At 59.6% G+C, this 14862-nt stretch carries 21 protein-coding genes; 2 read left to right on the top strand and 19 right to left on the bottom strand.

The window, feature by feature from the left end:
* Positions 1 to 6 precede the first annotated feature (6 nt).
* The 5 genes from ALP8811_RS10340 to ALP8811_RS10320 form a co-directional block, all read right to left on the bottom strand.
* Positions 7 to 1446: an aldehyde dehydrogenase family protein gene (locus ALP8811_RS10340; protein WP_108857026.1), complete on the bottom strand. Its 1440-nt coding sequence runs from the start codon at positions 1444 to 1446 to the stop codon at positions 7 to 9.
* Positions 1446 to 3023 carry an ABC transporter ATP-binding protein gene (locus ALP8811_RS10335; RefSeq protein WP_108857025.1) on the bottom strand — a complete coding sequence of 526 codons (1578 nt, stop codon included), beginning with the start codon at positions 3021 to 3023 and terminating at the stop codon, positions 1446 to 1448. Before ALP8811_RS10335 ends, ALP8811_RS10340 begins: the two co-directional genes overlap by 1 nt.
* Entirely contained in the window at positions 3020 to 3844 is an 825-nt protein-coding gene (locus ALP8811_RS10330; RefSeq protein WP_108857024.1) for an ABC transporter permease, read from the bottom strand. Before ALP8811_RS10330 ends, ALP8811_RS10335 begins: the two co-directional genes overlap by 4 nt.
* Positions 3841 to 4788: an ABC transporter permease gene (locus ALP8811_RS10325; protein ID WP_108857023.1), complete on the bottom strand. Its 948-nt coding sequence runs from the start codon at positions 4786 to 4788 to the stop codon at positions 3841 to 3843. Before ALP8811_RS10325 ends, ALP8811_RS10330 begins: the two co-directional genes overlap by 4 nt.
* Before the next feature lie 62 nt (positions 4789 to 4850).
* Positions 4851 to 5663, bottom strand: a complete 813-nt coding sequence (locus ALP8811_RS10320) for a division plane positioning ATPase MipZ (RefSeq protein WP_108857022.1) — start codon at positions 5661 to 5663, stop codon at positions 4851 to 4853.
* A gap of 277 nt (positions 5664 to 5940) precedes the next feature.
* Between ALP8811_RS10320 and ALP8811_RS10315 the strand changes: the two genes are divergently transcribed.
* Positions 5941 to 6285, top strand: coding sequence for a Lin0512 family protein (locus ALP8811_RS10315; RefSeq protein WP_108857021.1), 345 nt, complete (start codon positions 5941 to 5943; stop codon positions 6283 to 6285).
* Positions 6285 to 6656 carry a Lin0512 family protein gene (locus ALP8811_RS10310; protein WP_108857020.1) on the top strand — a complete coding sequence of 124 codons (372 nt, stop codon included), beginning with the start codon at positions 6285 to 6287 and terminating at the stop codon, positions 6654 to 6656. Before ALP8811_RS10315 ends, ALP8811_RS10310 begins: the two co-directional genes overlap by 1 nt.
* Positions 6657 to 6668: 12 nt before the next feature.
* On the opposite strand, the gene ALP8811_RS10305 is transcribed toward ALP8811_RS10310, so the two are convergent.
* The 14 genes from ALP8811_RS10305 to ALP8811_RS10245 all read right to left on the bottom strand — a co-directional run bounded on the left by ALP8811_RS10305 (position 6669) and on the right by ALP8811_RS10245 (position 14795).
* Positions 6669 to 6914, bottom strand: coding sequence for a hypothetical protein (locus ALP8811_RS10305; protein WP_108857019.1), 246 nt, complete (start codon positions 6912 to 6914; stop codon positions 6669 to 6671).
* 131 nt (positions 6915 to 7045) lie between these two features.
* A complete protein-coding gene (locus ALP8811_RS10300; protein WP_108857018.1) occupies positions 7046 to 7306 on the bottom strand; it encodes a hypothetical protein in 261 nt (86 codons plus the stop codon).
* Between the two features lie 88 nt (positions 7307 to 7394).
* The gene (gene rpmE / locus ALP8811_RS10295; protein ID WP_108857017.1) at positions 7395 to 7616 is read right to left on the bottom strand and encodes a 50S ribosomal protein L31; all 222 of its coding nucleotides are present in this window, start codon (positions 7614 to 7616) and stop codon (positions 7395 to 7397) included.
* Positions 7617 to 7627: 11 nt separating this feature from the next.
* Positions 7628 to 8002 (bottom strand): 50S ribosomal protein L19, encoded by a 375-nt coding sequence (gene rplS / locus ALP8811_RS10290; RefSeq protein ID WP_108857016.1) that lies wholly within the window; start codon positions 8000 to 8002, stop codon positions 7628 to 7630.
* A 275-nt stretch (positions 8003 to 8277) separates the two neighbouring features.
* The gene (locus tag ALP8811_RS10285; RefSeq protein WP_108857015.1) at positions 8278 to 9084 is read right to left on the bottom strand and encodes a mechanosensitive ion channel family protein; all 807 of its coding nucleotides are present in this window, start codon (positions 9082 to 9084) and stop codon (positions 8278 to 8280) included.
* Between the two features lie 36 nt (positions 9085 to 9120).
* The gene (gene trmD, locus ALP8811_RS10280) at positions 9121 to 9942 is read right to left on the bottom strand and encodes a tRNA (guanosine(37)-N1)-methyltransferase TrmD (RefSeq protein ID WP_108857014.1); all 822 of its coding nucleotides are present in this window, start codon (positions 9940 to 9942) and stop codon (positions 9121 to 9123) included.
* A 53-nt stretch (positions 9943 to 9995) separates the two neighbouring features.
* On the bottom strand, positions 9996 to 10508 hold the full coding sequence (gene rimM / locus ALP8811_RS10275; RefSeq protein WP_108857013.1) for a ribosome maturation factor RimM: 513 nt from the start codon (positions 10506 to 10508) through the stop codon (positions 9996 to 9998).
* A complete protein-coding gene (locus ALP8811_RS16360) occupies positions 10505 to 10654 on the bottom strand; it encodes a hypothetical protein (RefSeq protein WP_181363736.1) in 150 nt (49 codons plus the stop codon). Before ALP8811_RS16360 ends, rimM begins: the two co-directional genes overlap by 4 nt.
* 6 nt (positions 10655 to 10660) lie before the next feature.
* Positions 10661 to 11290, bottom strand: coding sequence for a 5,6-dimethylbenzimidazole synthase (gene bluB / locus ALP8811_RS10270; RefSeq protein ID WP_108857012.1), 630 nt, complete (start codon positions 11288 to 11290; stop codon positions 10661 to 10663).
* 21 nt (positions 11291 to 11311) lie between these two features.
* Positions 11312 to 11701: a 30S ribosomal protein S16 gene (gene rpsP / locus ALP8811_RS10265; RefSeq protein ID WP_108857011.1), complete on the bottom strand. Its 390-nt coding sequence runs from the start codon at positions 11699 to 11701 to the stop codon at positions 11312 to 11314.
* 44 nt (positions 11702 to 11745) lie between these two features.
* Positions 11746 to 12042 carry a chorismate mutase gene (locus tag ALP8811_RS10260; RefSeq protein ID WP_108857010.1) on the bottom strand — a complete coding sequence of 99 codons (297 nt, stop codon included), beginning with the start codon at positions 12040 to 12042 and terminating at the stop codon, positions 11746 to 11748.
* A complete protein-coding gene (locus tag ALP8811_RS10255) occupies positions 12039 to 12602 on the bottom strand; it encodes a GNAT family N-acetyltransferase (protein ID WP_108857009.1) in 564 nt (187 codons plus the stop codon). Before ALP8811_RS10255 ends, ALP8811_RS10260 begins: the two co-directional genes overlap by 4 nt.
* 7 nt (positions 12603 to 12609) lie before the next feature.
* Entirely contained in the window at positions 12610 to 14124 is a 1515-nt protein-coding gene (ffh, locus tag ALP8811_RS10250; RefSeq protein ID WP_108857008.1) for a signal recognition particle protein, read from the bottom strand.
* Between the two features lie 167 nt (positions 14125 to 14291).
* A complete protein-coding gene (locus ALP8811_RS10245; protein WP_146184011.1) occupies positions 14292 to 14795 on the bottom strand; it encodes a hypothetical protein in 504 nt (167 codons plus the stop codon).
* Positions 14796 to 14862: the final 67 nt, after the last annotated feature.

Raw genomic sequence — 14862 nt, 5'->3', positions numbered from 1 at the left:
CTCCTGTCAGTCGTGTTTGGCGGCGACGGTTTTCAATTGTGAAAATCCGTAAAGCGCTTCGAACCCCTTTTCGCGCCCGTGGCCCGATTTGCCAACCCCGCCGAAAGGCAATTCGACGCCGCCCCCTGCACCGTAATTGTTGATAAAGACCTGACCGGCCCGCAGCCGTTTTGCCAACCGCATCTGGCGCGCACCATTGGCGGTCCAGATGCTGGCCACCAGACCATAGTCTGTGGAATTGGCGATCTGGGCAGCCTCGTCTTCCGTATCGAAGGGGATGATGACCTGCACCGGGCCGAAGACCTCGTCGCGTGCCAGTGGGTGGTCGGGCGGTACGTCGGCGAAGAGGGTGGGGGCCACATAGTGCCCGCCCGTCGGCACATCGGTGATCTGGCCGCGCCCGGCGACTTTCAAATCCGAACCTTGCGCCAAAAAACCGCTCACAATCTCTTTCTGCCGACCCGAAATCAGAGGTCCCACATTCAGGTCCGCCTCGGCAGGTCCCACGCGTAGCAAGTCATAGGCCGCGCCCATCCGCGCCACCACCTGATCATAAACCCCACGCTGCACCAAGATGCGCGAACTGGCCGAGCACGTCTGACCCGCGTTCTGAATGCAGGCGCCCACAAGGAAGGGCAGGGCGGCGTCTAGATCGGCGTCGTCAAAGACCAGCTGGGGCGACTTGCCCCCAAGCTCCAACGTGACGGGCACCACGTTCTGGGCCGCTGCAGCCTGCACCAGCCCGCCCACGGGGACCGAGCCGGTGAAGCTGATGTGATCCACATCGGGATGGGTGGACAGGGCGGCGCCCGCTTCCTCGCCCAACCCGGTCACGACATTCAACGCACCTTTGGGCAGGCCAGCTTCTTCCGCCAGTCGCGCGAAGGCGAGCGCGGTCAGGCAGGCCTCTTCTGCAGGTTTCAAGACGCAGGCATTGCCCATCGCCAAAGCCGCCCCGACCGAGCGCCCGATGATCTGCATGGGATAGTTCCACGGGACGATGTGGCCCGTGACGCCATGCGGTTCGCGCAGGGTATAGACGGTGTAGCCGTCCAGATAGGGGATGGTTTCGCCCATCACCTTGTCCGCCGCGCCGCCGTAGAATTCCATATAGCGCGCCAGTGCAATAGCGTCATTGCGGGCTTGCGTCAGAGGTTTTCCGACATCTCGGGCCTCAAGCGCGGTCAGTTCGTCGATGCGCGTCTGCACCAACTGCCCGATGCGGGTCAGGATGCGCCCGCGTTCGACCGCGGTCATGCGTCCCCAGTCACCGTCCAGAGCAGCGCGAGCGGCCGCGACCGCCGTATCCACGTCTTGCGCCGTGCCGCGCCCGATACGTGCGAATTCCTTGCCGGTCGATGGATCTTCGACGGGGAGCGTGCCCTTCGTGGCACGCCAATTGCCGCCGATTAGGATTTCCGTGGGATCGAACCAAAGCGCGTCCATTAAGCCGTCCTCCACGCGGGCGGAATGGCCGGCGCCGCGTTTATCAGGTTTCGTGTGTAGTCATGTTGCGGGTGGGTGAAGACCGCCTCGGTTTCACCCTCTTCCACGATCTGTCCCGCGCGCATCACCAGCACGCGGTCGGTGACGTTGCGCACGACGCCAAGGTCGTGGCTGATGAACAGATAGGCCAGCCCATGTTTGGCCTGCAGGTCGGCCAGCAGATCCAGAATATCCGCGCGGATCGAGACGTCGAGCGCCGATACGGCCTCGTCCAGCAGGATCAGTTCGGGGCGCAGGATCAAGGCGCGCGCGATGGCGATGCGCTGGCGCTGACCGCCGGAAAACTCGTGCGGATAGCGGGTCATGGCCTCTGCATCTAGCCCAACTTCGGCTAACGCATGGCGCACGCGATCACGCCAATCCTCGGGTCGTTGGCCCAAAAGATGGAAGGGTTCTGCGACCAATTTTTCAACCGTCCAGCGCGGGTTGAAGCTGCCATAGGGGTCTTGGAACACAACCTGAAGTCCGGCGCGGCGGGTGGGGTCCATGTCGGGCGTGATGGGCATTCCATTCAACAGGATCTCTCCGCCTTGCAGCGGTTCCAGCCCCAGAATGGCGCGGCTGAGCGTAGATTTCCCGCAGCCACTTTCGCCCACCAGCCCAAGGCTTTCGCCCTTGTTCAGCGCGAAGCTGACACCATCCACCGCGCGAAATTGCGGGGCGGGACCAAAAAGACGAGTACGGGGCAGGGGATAGTCGCGCGCGGCAGAGCGGACTTGCAGAAGGGATGCTGTGCTGGGCAGTGCGGTGCCATCTGGCGCGTGGCTCGAGGCCTCGAGCAACTGGCGCGTATAGGGGTGCGACATGGTGCGGAAGAGCGTCTCGGTCTCGCCCTGTTCAACAATCTCGCCCTTGCGCATGACCGCGACGTGATCCGCCATCCCGGCGACAACGGCCAGATCGTGGGTAATCAGAAGCAATCCCATACCTTCCTCGGCGACGAGTTCCTTCAGCAGATCGAGGATCTGTGCCTGTGTGGTCACATCCAGCGCGGTTGTGGGTTCGTCCGCGATCAGAAGGTCAGGGTGAAGTGCAATGGCCATAGCGATGCAGACCCGCTGACGTTGGCCGCCGGACAGTTCGTGCGGATAGCGATCCAGCGGGAAGCGATCTTGCGGCAGGCCCACGCGGGCCAGCTTTTCGGCGGCGATGCGCAGGGCGTCTTCGCGGGACGTGTCGGTGTGGATCAGTAGGGTCTCGGCCACTTGATCGCCGATGGTTTTGACCGGGTTTAGGGCGGTCATCGGCTCCTGAAAGATCATCGAAATCCGCCGCCCGCGAATGTCGCAGAGCGCGGGTTCGTCCAGCTTGGCAAGGTCTGTGTCGTCGAGCATCACTTGACCCGAGACCTCGGACCCGCTTGGTAGCAGTCCCATCAACGCCAAGGCTGTCATCGACTTTCCTGACCCGCTTTCGCCCACCAGTCCTACGACCTGACCTGGCGCAATAGTCAGGTCCACGTCACGCAGGATGAGCGTGTCGTGGATGGTCAGGGAAAGATTACGAATGTCGATCATTCGCGCGCCCTTCTGATCCGGGGATCCAGCAGATCACGCAGCCCGTCACCCATCAGGTTCAGCCCCAGAACCATGACAACAATCGCCAGACCCGGCGCGATGGCAAGACGTGGCGTGGTGTAGATCATGGTCTGTGCGTCCGCGAGCATCCGTCCCCAACTGGGGGTGGGCGGCTGCGCGCCAAGGCCGACATAGCTCAGCCCCGCTTCGGCCAGAATGCCCAGCGAGAACTGGATGGTTCCCTGCACGATCAACAGGTTGGCGATGTTGGGCAGAATATGTTCGACACTGATGCGGGCTTTGCCCTTACCGGCGACGCGCGCGGCCATGATGAACTCGCGCGTCCAGATGGTCAGCGCGCCACCGCGGGCGACACGGGCGAAAACGGGGATGTTGAAGATGCCAATGGCGATGATCGCGTTGGTGGCAGAGGGGCCGAAGGTGGCGGTGATCAGGATCGCGATGACCAGCGAGGGGAAGGCGAAGATCAAGTCATTGCCGCGCATGATGACCTCGTCCATCCAGCCACCACGATTGGCCGCTGCCATCAGCCCCAAAGGCACGCCGATGCCCATGCCGATACCCACGGCCAAGACGGCGACGGCGATCGAGATTCGCCCGCCCTCCATCAACATGGACAAGAGGTCTCGGCCAAAGTGATCGGTGCCCAGCAGGTAGTCTGCCGAGGGGGCTTTAAGCTTGTCCGAAATGTTCAGCGCAGTGACGTCATAGGGCGTCCACAAAAACGAGATCAGCGCGGCGGCCAGTAGCACGACGCTAAGCACGGCACCGATCCAAAGCTGGGCGGGAAGGCGGGTCATGCGCGCCTCCGCAGTCTTGGGTCGGCCACGGCATAAGCAACATCCACAAGAAAGGTCACAAGGATGACGGCGAAGACCAAAAGCATCACCACGCTTTCCACAACAACAAGGTCACGCTGGGTGATGGCCTGAAAAATCAGCCGCCCCAAACCGGGCAGGAAGAACACGTTTTCGATGATAATCGCGCCCGCCAACAGGAAGCTGAACTGAAGCCCGATGATGGTCAGAACCGGGATCATGGCATTGCGCAGAGCGTGGCGGCGGGTGGCTTGTGCGACGCTCAGCCCCTTGGCGCGGGCAGTGCGCATATAGTCCTGATGCAGTACATCCAGTAGGGATGACCGCATGACCCGTGCAAGGATCGAGGCCTGAGGAAGAGCCAAGGCGATGGCGGGCAGGGTGAGAGCTTTCAACGCCGGGCCAATCCCTGCGTCCCACCCGGGAAAACCCCCAGCCGAGAACCAGCGCAGTTGCACGGCGAAGACCAGCACCAGCAACATGGCAAACCAGAAATTTGGAACCGCGATGCCCGTCTGGGTGACGCCCATGACGGTATAGTCCGTCATCTGTCCGCGCCGTGCCGCTGCAATCAGCCCCACTGGGATGGCGATCAGAGTGGACAGCAGTAGGGCAAACAGGGCCAAGGGCAAAGACACCTGAAGGCGCTCGAGAACCAGTTCGGACACTGGGACACGATAGGTGTAGGACGTGCCGAAATCCCCGACCAGCAGCCCACCGATCCAGTTGAAATAGCGGGTGCTCAGGGATCCGTTCAGCCCCAGATCATCGCGCAGGGCAGCCACAGTATCGGGCGAGGCATTCAGCCCCAGCATGAACGAGGCCGGGTCGCCGGGGATCACCTCGATCATGGCGAAGATCACCAAAGAGGCCACGATCAGGCTAAGGCCAAGCGACAGGGCGCGGGTGATCACGAAACGCAACATGGGCCGAGCCTAGCCCCCGAGAATGTCGGCGGAAAGGGAATTCCGCCCCATACGTGCCAGCGTCAGATCTTAACTTCGACACCCGGCAGGTTCAGGGCCTTCATCAGCTCGCGCAATTCCTGACGGGCAGCGACATTCGAGATGTTCATCTGCCCCAGAACCCCAATGTCACGCAGGTCCAAAAGGGTCAGGCCGCGGGTGAATAGCTCGCGGAAGATGACACGCTCGTTGAAGCCGGGGGCCACACGGAACCCGATACGGCGCGACAGTTCGTCGATCGCATCACCCATCTTTTTCTTGTTGTGCATCATCTGGGCGCCCAGACGATTGCGGACAACGACCCAATCCATCGGCTTCAGCCCGGCCTTCGCGCGCAGCTGGCGGGCGTTCCAGACCATTTCCGAATAGACAGACGGGCCGGTAACTTTGCTCGAGGTTGGGTCGATATGCGCCAACAGGTCGAAGTCCACGAAACTGTCATTCAGCGGGGTCACCAGCGTGTCGGCAAGCGAATGTGCGACTTGGCTGAGGCGCGTGTGCGAACCGGGGCAGTCGATCAGGATGAAGTCCTGGCTGTGCTCAAGCGATGCGATGGCCATGGCCAGCCGGCGGTCATAAGGGTTTTCGCCGTCTTTCAGTTCCGCAGGATCAACATCAGGCAGGTCATGGTATTCTGGGGTGGGGAGGTCTTTGCCTTCCCGCTCCATCGTGACCTTTCGGTTCTCGATGAACCGGCCAAAGGTTTGCTGACGCAGGTCCAGATCCAACACGCCGACGCGATGCCCTAAGCGCGACAACGACGTCGCCACGTGCATCGACACGGTCGACTTGCCCGCACCGCCCTTTTCGTTCCCGACAACAATAATATGTGCCACGCCACTATCCCCGGTATCTTGAGTGTTTTTTTGTTGCAGCCACTATATGTCGCATCAATCGCAGGGGGAAGGGGCGCAAATCCAATTTGTACAACTCTTTCGCGAGAGCGTTTCATATTTGTCCAACGGGTGCATCACGCTTAGACATTTCCCATCAATTTGACGTTGGCAGAGTTTCTGGACGTGCACTGGACAGATGCCACTCCAGAAACATCTTAGCTGGCCCTATGATCACAGCGCGGCTGCGGTAAGCATGGTCAAAACCCAAGGAGACGACATGGAAAAGAAGCGTGTACTTGTTGAATTTGGCATGGGCACATCGCTACGCCGCGAAGACTATACCGAAGCCGCCGCCCGCGCGATCCGCGACGCACTGTGGCACAACTCGGTCAATATGGCCGAGCTGTTTGGGTTCGAGAAAACCGACATGATCGTGGATGTCGAGATTGCGGTGCAGCAGCCCGATCAAGTCGACACCAGTCAGCTTGCCAAGGACTTTCCCTATGGCAATATCTCGTTTGCTGTGATGCATGGTGGCTTGGATATCGACAAACCACAGGGCGGCAAGACCGTGATTGCCAATGTCGCCATCGCCGTCTCATTTATGATGGAGGCCGCGTGATGGGCGAAAAACGCATGATCCTTGAGATGGGGATGGGCAATGACCTCTATGGTCAGGACTACACCAAAGCCGCCTGCCGCGCGGTGCAGGACGCGCTGCACCATTCGTCGATCACTTTGTTTTCAACTCTGGGGCTGGATCACCAAGACATGCGCGTGTCCGTGACCATCGGCGTGGCCGAACCGGACCGCGTGGATCTGGAAGTCATTCGCGCCGAACTGCCCCGCGGTCGGGCCGAGGTGCGCGCTGTGAAGGGTGGCATGAACACCGAAAGCGCCGGGCAGGTGCATGTGGTGGCGACAGCCGCAATTGAGGCATGGTTGCCGGATCAGGCGGGAAAGTGGCGGTTGGGAAAAATTGCTGAATCTTGAGCACGATGAGCGCTATTCAACGATCAATCTGTCGACTAAAGCTTTGAGGTTTTGCAGCTGTTGCAGATTTCGTTTGGATAGTTTGCTTACGCCACTTTGATCAAGTGCTTCGGCACGCTCAATGTCATCCCGAATTTTCTCGACATTAGCTGAGTTCCATTCGCCGTCATTCGAGGCCACTAGAAGCGCAATTTGTGCGCGATAAACGAAGTACTTGCTGCGTGGCTTATCTTTCGTCAACAGGATCGCTTGGGTCATATCGTTAACTGCGCTTTGGCTTGGTCCAATTCGCTGAACTGATGACTTCGCGCGGGCGTACCAAGCCGATGGGTTCTGGGGTGAGAGCAGAACTAGGGCCTCGTAATCCTGATGCGCCTCTTCCCAGCGTTTCAGCGTTTCAGCGCTTCAAAGTGCCAAGCACGAGACTGAAGAGCCGCGGCCTTCCCCTCGTCGTTGCGTTCAATAAGGATGGTACACGCGTCGATCTGATCGGTCAGCGAGTAGTCCACGCGCTCTTCGGTTTCGCCCTCAATGCAAACTCGCATCAACGGGTCTTCGTTCCCGGTGGCCGAGATGTCGATGACGTGCGCGGTCTGAGCGAGTGCGCAGATAGTAAAAGCGGAGAGCGGAATAATATGCTTCAAATTCATGCCGGCGTTGAAACACACCTATAAGTAGCGAGCAACAAAAAACGCCGCTTCGAATGAAGCGGCGTTTCTATCTCGAAAGAGGCGTGGTTTAGAAACCAAAGCCTTCGTATTTCGATTTGAACTTCGACACGCGGCCACCGGTGTCCAGAAGGCGGGTGCTGCCGCCGTTCCATGCCGGGTGCGCCGAAGGGTCGATGTCCAGCGACAGGGTGTCGCCTTCGTTGCCCCAGGTCGATTTCATCTGAACGATGGTACCGTCGGTCATTTTGACGTCGATCAGGTGGTAGTCGGGATGCAGATCTTTTTTCATATCGGCGCTCCTTAAGCTTTCTTGGCTTTGTATGTGGTGTCTTCAGCGATACGTGCCGATTTACCACGACGCGAACGCAGGTAGTACAGTTTGGCGCGACGTACGCGGCCACGACGAACTACGGTGATCGAGTCAATGTTGGTCGAGTGCAGCGGGAAAACACGTTCCACGCCTTCACCGAAGGAAATCTTACGTACGGTGAACGAGCCAGCAATGCCGACACCGTTTTTACGGCTGATGCATACGCCTTCGTAGTTCTGCACACGGGTGCGCGAGCCTTCGGTCACCTTAAAGCCAACGCGAATGGTGTCGCCGGCTTTGAAATCGGGGATGTCTTTCCCCAGGGCGGCAACTTGTTCCGCCTCTAGCTGTGCGATCAGGTCCATCTGATCATCTCCTATCTGCTTGCGGTTGTTCCGCAAAGTTGGTGCCGTCCAAGAGCTCCGCGTCTTCATCGGGTCCGTTTTTCACGCCCGCGGGAGGGTAGTCCGTCGTTTCTTTGTCTGTTTCCCGCGTGCTGATTGGATGCCGAAGAAAGGCAACAGCCCAAAAGGAAAAGGCCCGTGCGACTCGGAAGAGTGCCAGACGGGTGGTGTATAGGGGGGACAGGACAGCAGATCAAGGGGGTCTCGAACCTGAAACCCCCTTATTTCGCACGCGATCAGGCGTCTTTCTTGATTTCCACCGAATGCGGATAGGGGATCGAGATGCCGCCAGCATCAAACGCTTCTTTCACGGCCTTGGTCAGCTCGAATTTCACATTCCAGTACTCGGCATTGTCGCACCAGATACGGGTGGTCAAGTCGACGCTGCTGTCGCCAAGGTTGGTCACGCGGACCCAAGGGGCAGGATCGGTATGGACGCGCGGATCAGCTTCAGCAAGGTCGGTGATGATTTGCATCGCCTTGTCGATGTCATCGGCATAGTCGATGCCAAAGACCATATCGACGCGGCGCGTGTCGTGGTGCGAGAAGTTGCGGATGATCGAGCCCCAGGCCTGACCATTGGGCACAATCACCTGCACATTGTCGGGGGTCACCAGCTCGGTCACGAACAGGTTCAGGTCTTTCACCGTGCCTGCGGTGCCGCCAATGTCGACGAACTGCCCCAGTTTATAAGGACGAAACACGGTCAGCATGAAGCCCGCGGCAATGTCGCTGAGCGTACCCTGAAGCGCCAGACCAATGGCCAGCGTGGCCGCGCTGAGCATGGCGACAAGGCTGGTCGCCTGAATGCCGAAGATGCTGAGAACGGCGGCCAACACCATCAGCAGGATTACCCATTTCACCATCGAGGCAATGAAGTTGCCAAGGGTCGGGTCAATTTCGGGCGTGTTGTTGACCTTGCGCCGGGCCATGGAGCCCGCAGTGCTGGCGACGATCCAGCCAATGACCAGCGTGGCAAATGCTTTTGCAACATTCAGCACCAAGGGTCCATAGTTTTGGACCTGTTCAAGAAGGGTTTCCATCGTGGTGTAACCTTTAGAAAATCAGAGGGGGCGTGATCAGTTCTCGTCCTGATCGCGCGACAGGTTCTCCCACAGGTCGGGCCTGCGTTCACGGGTAAATTTCTCGCTCATTTCCCTCCGCCATTCAGCGACTTTGCCGTGATGGCCCGAGGTCAAAACGTCCGGGATCGTACGGCCGCGCCATTCGGCGGGGCGGGTGTATTGCGGGTGTTCCAGAAGTCCGGCCGAGAAACTCTCTTCTTCGGTCGAGGCTTCATTGCCCAGAACGCCGGGCAGCAGACGGACGGTCGCGTCCAGCATGGCCTGCGCGGCAATCTCGCCGCCAGTCAGGACGAAATCGCCAAGGCTGACCTCTTCGATGTCGTATTCTTCCAGCACGCGTTCATCGACGCCTTCAAAGCGGCCGCACAGGATGGTCATGCCAGCGCAATCAGCAAAGCGGCGCGCGGTGGCCTGATCCATCGGCTTGCCGCGGGGCGACATATAGACGATCGGCCATTTCGCGCGATCCTTCGGCACACCACGCTGCGCCATGTCGATGGCGCGGCCCAGAATATCGGCGCGCAGGACCATACCCGCGCCGCCACCGGCGGGCGTGTCATCCACGTTGCGGTGCTTGCCTTCACCAAAGATGCGCAGGTCGATGGGTTCCAAAGCCCAGCCCCCGTCTTTCAAAGCCTTCCCGGTCAGGCTTTCGCCCAACACGCCGGGGAAGGCACCGGGGAACAGCGTGATCACCTTGGCAGTCCACGTGCCCGCAATACGCGGCGTGTTTGTCATTAGCTCGCGCGGTTTGAGCGAGGCCGACACGGCAATGCGGCCATGGGAACGGGGTTTTTTCTCGGGCGTATCAGTCATGATGCAGGCTTATCCGTATGGGCCAGGTTTGCCCAGTCCCAAAGGGGCACCGGTCATTCCGGAAACACACCTTCAGGCGGGTCTGCGATGATCCGGCCCGACGCCAGATCGACAGTCGGCACCGCATCCAGCGTGAAAGGCAAAAGCGCGGTGGCAGAGCTTCCGGGCAGCCTGATCTCAAGCACATCGGACGCGCCGTGATTATGCACGGCATGGACCTTCCCCAGCTCTTCTCCGCCTGTGTCCAGCACCGTCAGGCCAACCAGATCGGTGTGATAGTATTCGTCATCCGGCAAAGCAGGCAGTGTGTCACGGTTCACGTAAAGCTTCACACCTTTCAGTGCATCAGCCTCTTCCTTGGTGGTTACGCCGTCGATCCGAACAGCAAAACCGTTCTTGATCGGGCGCAAAAGCGTTAGGGAAACGGTATGCTTGCCATCTTCCGATGCCAGAGGGCCATAGTCAGCAATCGCGGTGGGTTCCGCACAAAAGCTTTTGATGCGCGCATCGCCCTGAACGCCATATGCGCCACCAATGCTTCCCACACAAATTCGGTCGTCACTCATTTTGCACCTATGCAGACAGCTTGTTCCATTTTGCCACCCCGGGCCTCGCATTTGTCGCCCAGAACACCGCGTTCATAGACGATGCCTGCGGTAAATCCTGCGCTGAGAAGTATGATCAACTTCACTGGATGAAAAAGCAAACCCATTTGGCGTCACCTTATGTCGACGGGAAGCGAGCCGCGGCGGCTTTCCCACCCGGCCTTTTCCAGCTCGGGACTGTCGGTGGCTTCTTCGGGCCAGCCAAGGCAGAAATAGCCCACAAGGCTCCAGTCCTTGGGCACGTCCAGATCGCGGCACAGTTGGTCGGGGTCAAGGATCGACACCCAGCCCAGCCCCAAGCCCCGAGACCGCACCGCCAGCCAAAACAGCATGATCGCCGAGACCACCGAATAACGCCGCATCTCGGGCATGGTTTTTGCCCCAAGACCTGCACCCTTGTCAGTCGCCTCGTCACAGAAAATCGCCAGTTGAACAGGCGCGTTTTCCATGCCGGACAGTTTCAGGCCGGAATACAGCTGCGCCTTGTCACCGGAGTACCCAGACAACGCATCTGCATTGGCAGCTTTGAAATTTGTAAGCGCGGCAGCGCGTGCATCGTCGCTTTGGATACGCACCACCCGCCACGGTTCGGACAGCCCCACCGAGGGGGCCATCAGAAACGCGTCGAGGCACTGCGTCAGCAATGCCTCGTCCACAGGATCCGTGCGGAAGCGGCGCACATCGCGCCGCCAACGCATCAGATCTTCAAGATCCGACTGAAACTCGTCTGAAAAGGCGTGCATGTCAGATCCAGTCCGAAGGATTTATTCCTCGGCAGCAGCTTCTTCAGCCGGAGCGGCAGCAGCTTCAGCAGCGGCAGCAGCTTTTTCAGCTTTTTCTTCTGCACGGTCCTTGGCTTTCTGGCCCGGCTCGGCTTTTTTCATGTTGGCGCGCTCTTTTTTCTCAAGAACACCAGCGGCTTCCAGGAAGCGCGATACGCGGTCCGACGGCTGAGCGCCTTGGTCCAGCCAGTACTGAACGCGTTCCATGTCCAGCTTTACGCGCTCTTCCGAATCTTTCGGCAGCAGCGGGTTGTAGGTGCCCAGCTTCTCGATGAAACGGCCGTCGCGCGGCATGCGGCTGTCAGCAGCTACAACGCGATAGAAGGGACGTTTTTTCGAGCCACCACGGGCGAGACGAATTTTCATAGCCATGAGAGTTTTCCTTTTTTCTAGCTATTTGAGGGGCTTTGGCCCCGTCATTCCTGATGTTGTTTGTGATGCCTGATGACCTCATCAATGATGAAGTTCAGGAATTTCTTGGCGAATTCCGGATCCAGATTGGCGCGGGTGGCCAGATCTTCCAGACGTTCGATCTGGCGGGCTTCCCGGTTCGGATCGGACGGCGGCAGGGCGTGTTCTGCTTTCAGCTTGCCCACGGCCTGCGTGTGCTTGAAGCGCTCGCCCAGCGTATAAACAAGGATCGCGTCCAGTCGGTCGATCGACTCGCGGTGTTCTTTCAGAAGATCCGCAGCGCGGGTGGATGCGTCGGTCATGCGTAAGCCTCCGGGTTGCCGTCTGTGTCAGGGGCCGGGTGGCGCCAGACGTCATAGCTGTCGTCTTCGTCTTCAAAACGCGGAGCGTCGGCGTCGATCACGCAGCCCAACCGTTTGGCCAAGGCGGCCGAGGGGGCGTTGTCGCGATCCACGTAGCTGACGAAGCTTTGGATGTCGGTGTTGGTATAGGCCCAGTCGAGGGCGGCCACGGCGGCCTCGTGCGCGAAGCCTTTGCCTTCATGGGCGTCGGACCAGATCGACCAAGCGATCTCGGGTTCCGGCCAGCCTTCGGGGCACCACGGGCCGACCCAGCCGATGGGCTGGCTGTTGGATTTATCCACCAAAATGAAGGGGCCGTAGTCCTTCAAGACCCAGTGGCCTACGGCATGTCCGAAAGCGCGCCAGACGGTGCGCCGTGTGTTGTCGCTGCCCGGTCCGCCACCAACGAACTCCGCGCGCGGGCTGTCCATCAGGAAATCGCGAAACGCGTCCCAATCGCCAGCTTCTGGCGGGCGCAGCACAAGGCGCGGTGTGGTGATATGATCGAAGGGCAGTTTCACGGGACGCTTACTTTTTCTTCCCGAAACCGGACAGGCCGGGGGGCAGGCCACCGCCGCCCAAACCGGGCAGACCACCGGGCAGCTTGCCGCCCATTGCCTTTGCCGCTTGTTCCAGCGCTTTCGGGTCCATCTGCGACGGATCCATGCCGCCCATATCGGGCATGCCACCGCCTTTGCCGAACATGCCACCCATGGCTTGTTTCAGCATCTTGCCTTTGCCCATCTTGCCCATCTTCTTCATCATGTCGCCCATCTGGCGCTGCATTTTGAGAAGCTTGTTCAGGTCGGACACTTCCATGCCCGCACCGGCAGCGATACGCTTTTTACGGCTGGCTTGCAGGATCTGCGGGTTGGCGCGTTCGCGTTTGGTCATCGACTGGATCAGCGCGATCTGCTGTTTCAGGACCTTATCGTCCATGCCGGCGTCTTCGGCCTGTTTGGCCATTTTCTTCATGCCCGGCATCATTCCCATGATCCCCTGCATACCGCCCATCTTGATCATCTGTTCCAGCTGCATCTTCAGGTCGTTCATGTTGAACTGACCCTTCTGGAAGCGCTTCATCATGCGCTCGGCTTGCTGGGCCTCGATGGTCTCTTGGGCTTTCTCGACCAGAGCAACGATGTCGCCCATACCCAGGATACGGCCAGCGATCCGGTCGGGCTCGAAGGTTTCCAGCGCGTCCATCTTCTCGCCAAGGCCGACGAATTTGATCGGCTTGCCGGTCACGGCGCGCATCGACAACGCCGCACCACCGCGTCCGTCGCCGTCCATACGGGTCAGGACCACGCCCGAGATGCCGACCTTGTCGTCAAATTCCTGTGCGACTTCGACGGCGACCTGACCGGTCAGGCCGTCAACCACCAGCAAGGTTTCGCGCGGGTTTACAACGGCCGAGACTTCCTCGACCTCGCCCATCAGGACTTCGTCGATGTGCAAACGACCGGCAGTGTCGAGCATATAGACGTCATAGCCGCCCATCGTTGCCTGTTGCTTGGCACGCTTGGCGATGTCGACGGGTTTCTGGCCGGGAACGATCGGCAGGGTGTCCACACCGATCTGCGTGCCCAGAACCGCCAACTGATCCATCGCGGCCGGGCGATAGATGTCGAGCGAGGCCATCAGAACCCGCTTGCCTTCTTTTTCCGTCAGTCGCTTGGCCAGCTTCGCGGTGGTCGTGGTCTTACCACCACCTTGCAGACCGACCATCAGGATCGGGGCAGGGGGGCTGTCGACCTTCAGCGCGCCGGGTTCGCCTTCGCCAGTCAAAACATCGACCAGTGCGTCATGAACGATCTTCACGACCTGCTGGCCGGGGGTCACGGATTTCGTAACCGACTGACCGGTCGCCTGTTCCTGCACCTTTTTCACAAAGTCGCGGGCGACGGGCAGCGAGACATCAGCCTCAAGCAGCGCCACGCGCACCTCGCGCAGGGCGGTTTTTACATCATCTTCGGACAGCGCACCCTGTTTCGTCAGACGGTCAAAGACGCCAGACAGGCGATCTGAGAGGCTCTCGAACATATCTCGGCTCCTTTGCCGTTTCGTTTCCCCCTAGATAGGGGCGGGTTTGCGCTTTTCCAAACGCCCAAACCATGATGGCCCCTGTGGGCGTAACACGCTGACAGGGGGCGATCCCGGCATTGGGCCATGGGACCGGAAGTTTCGCACTTCCGAGATTTGGGGTGGGATTACGGCTTTGACGGGTCAGAGTCAAGCTGCATTGGGGTAGATCGCGTTTCCAGCCACCGATTGACGGCCTCGGTCGTGCGGCGTGGGCCGGACCCGTTGGTGTAATAAGACACCACAGGCAGATTCGGCTGCCCGGTCATCACCAAAACCGGGCGATACATGCTGGATCCATCCCGGCGGGTTTCCTCAAGCTCGGCCCCGCAGAGCGCGTCCAGCGGATAGACATCCTGTGCGTATCCGAAAAAGGACCGTTTGCGTTTCACGATCTGCCCGGCGCGTGCGTCAAAGATCAATTGGACCCGCTTGGAAAAGGCCAGAAAGCAGCCCCCCCACGCTAGGGTGCCAATGCCCGAAAACATGACGCCGAACAGTATTTCACCCTGCATCAGGGCATTTGTCCCGATCCCCAGAAAAATCAGAAGACCCGCAAGCATGCTGAGCGACAAGATCCATGGCTTGTGGTCCAGAACCAGTAAATCGGGCGTGTTTGTCAGCGGTTTCATGGCAACAGCGTAGAAAGGAAAGCCCGACAAGAAAAGAGGGGTATTTGACCTGAGTCATATTCCCCGG

The organism is Aliiroseovarius pelagivivens (genome assembly GCF_900302485.1).
Taxonomy (GTDB): Bacteria; Pseudomonadota; Alphaproteobacteria; order Rhodobacterales; family Rhodobacteraceae; genus Aliiroseovarius; species Aliiroseovarius pelagivivens.
The sequence above is the reverse complement of the archived record's forward strand: the minus strand, read 5'-3'. Positions and strand labels throughout refer to the sequence as shown.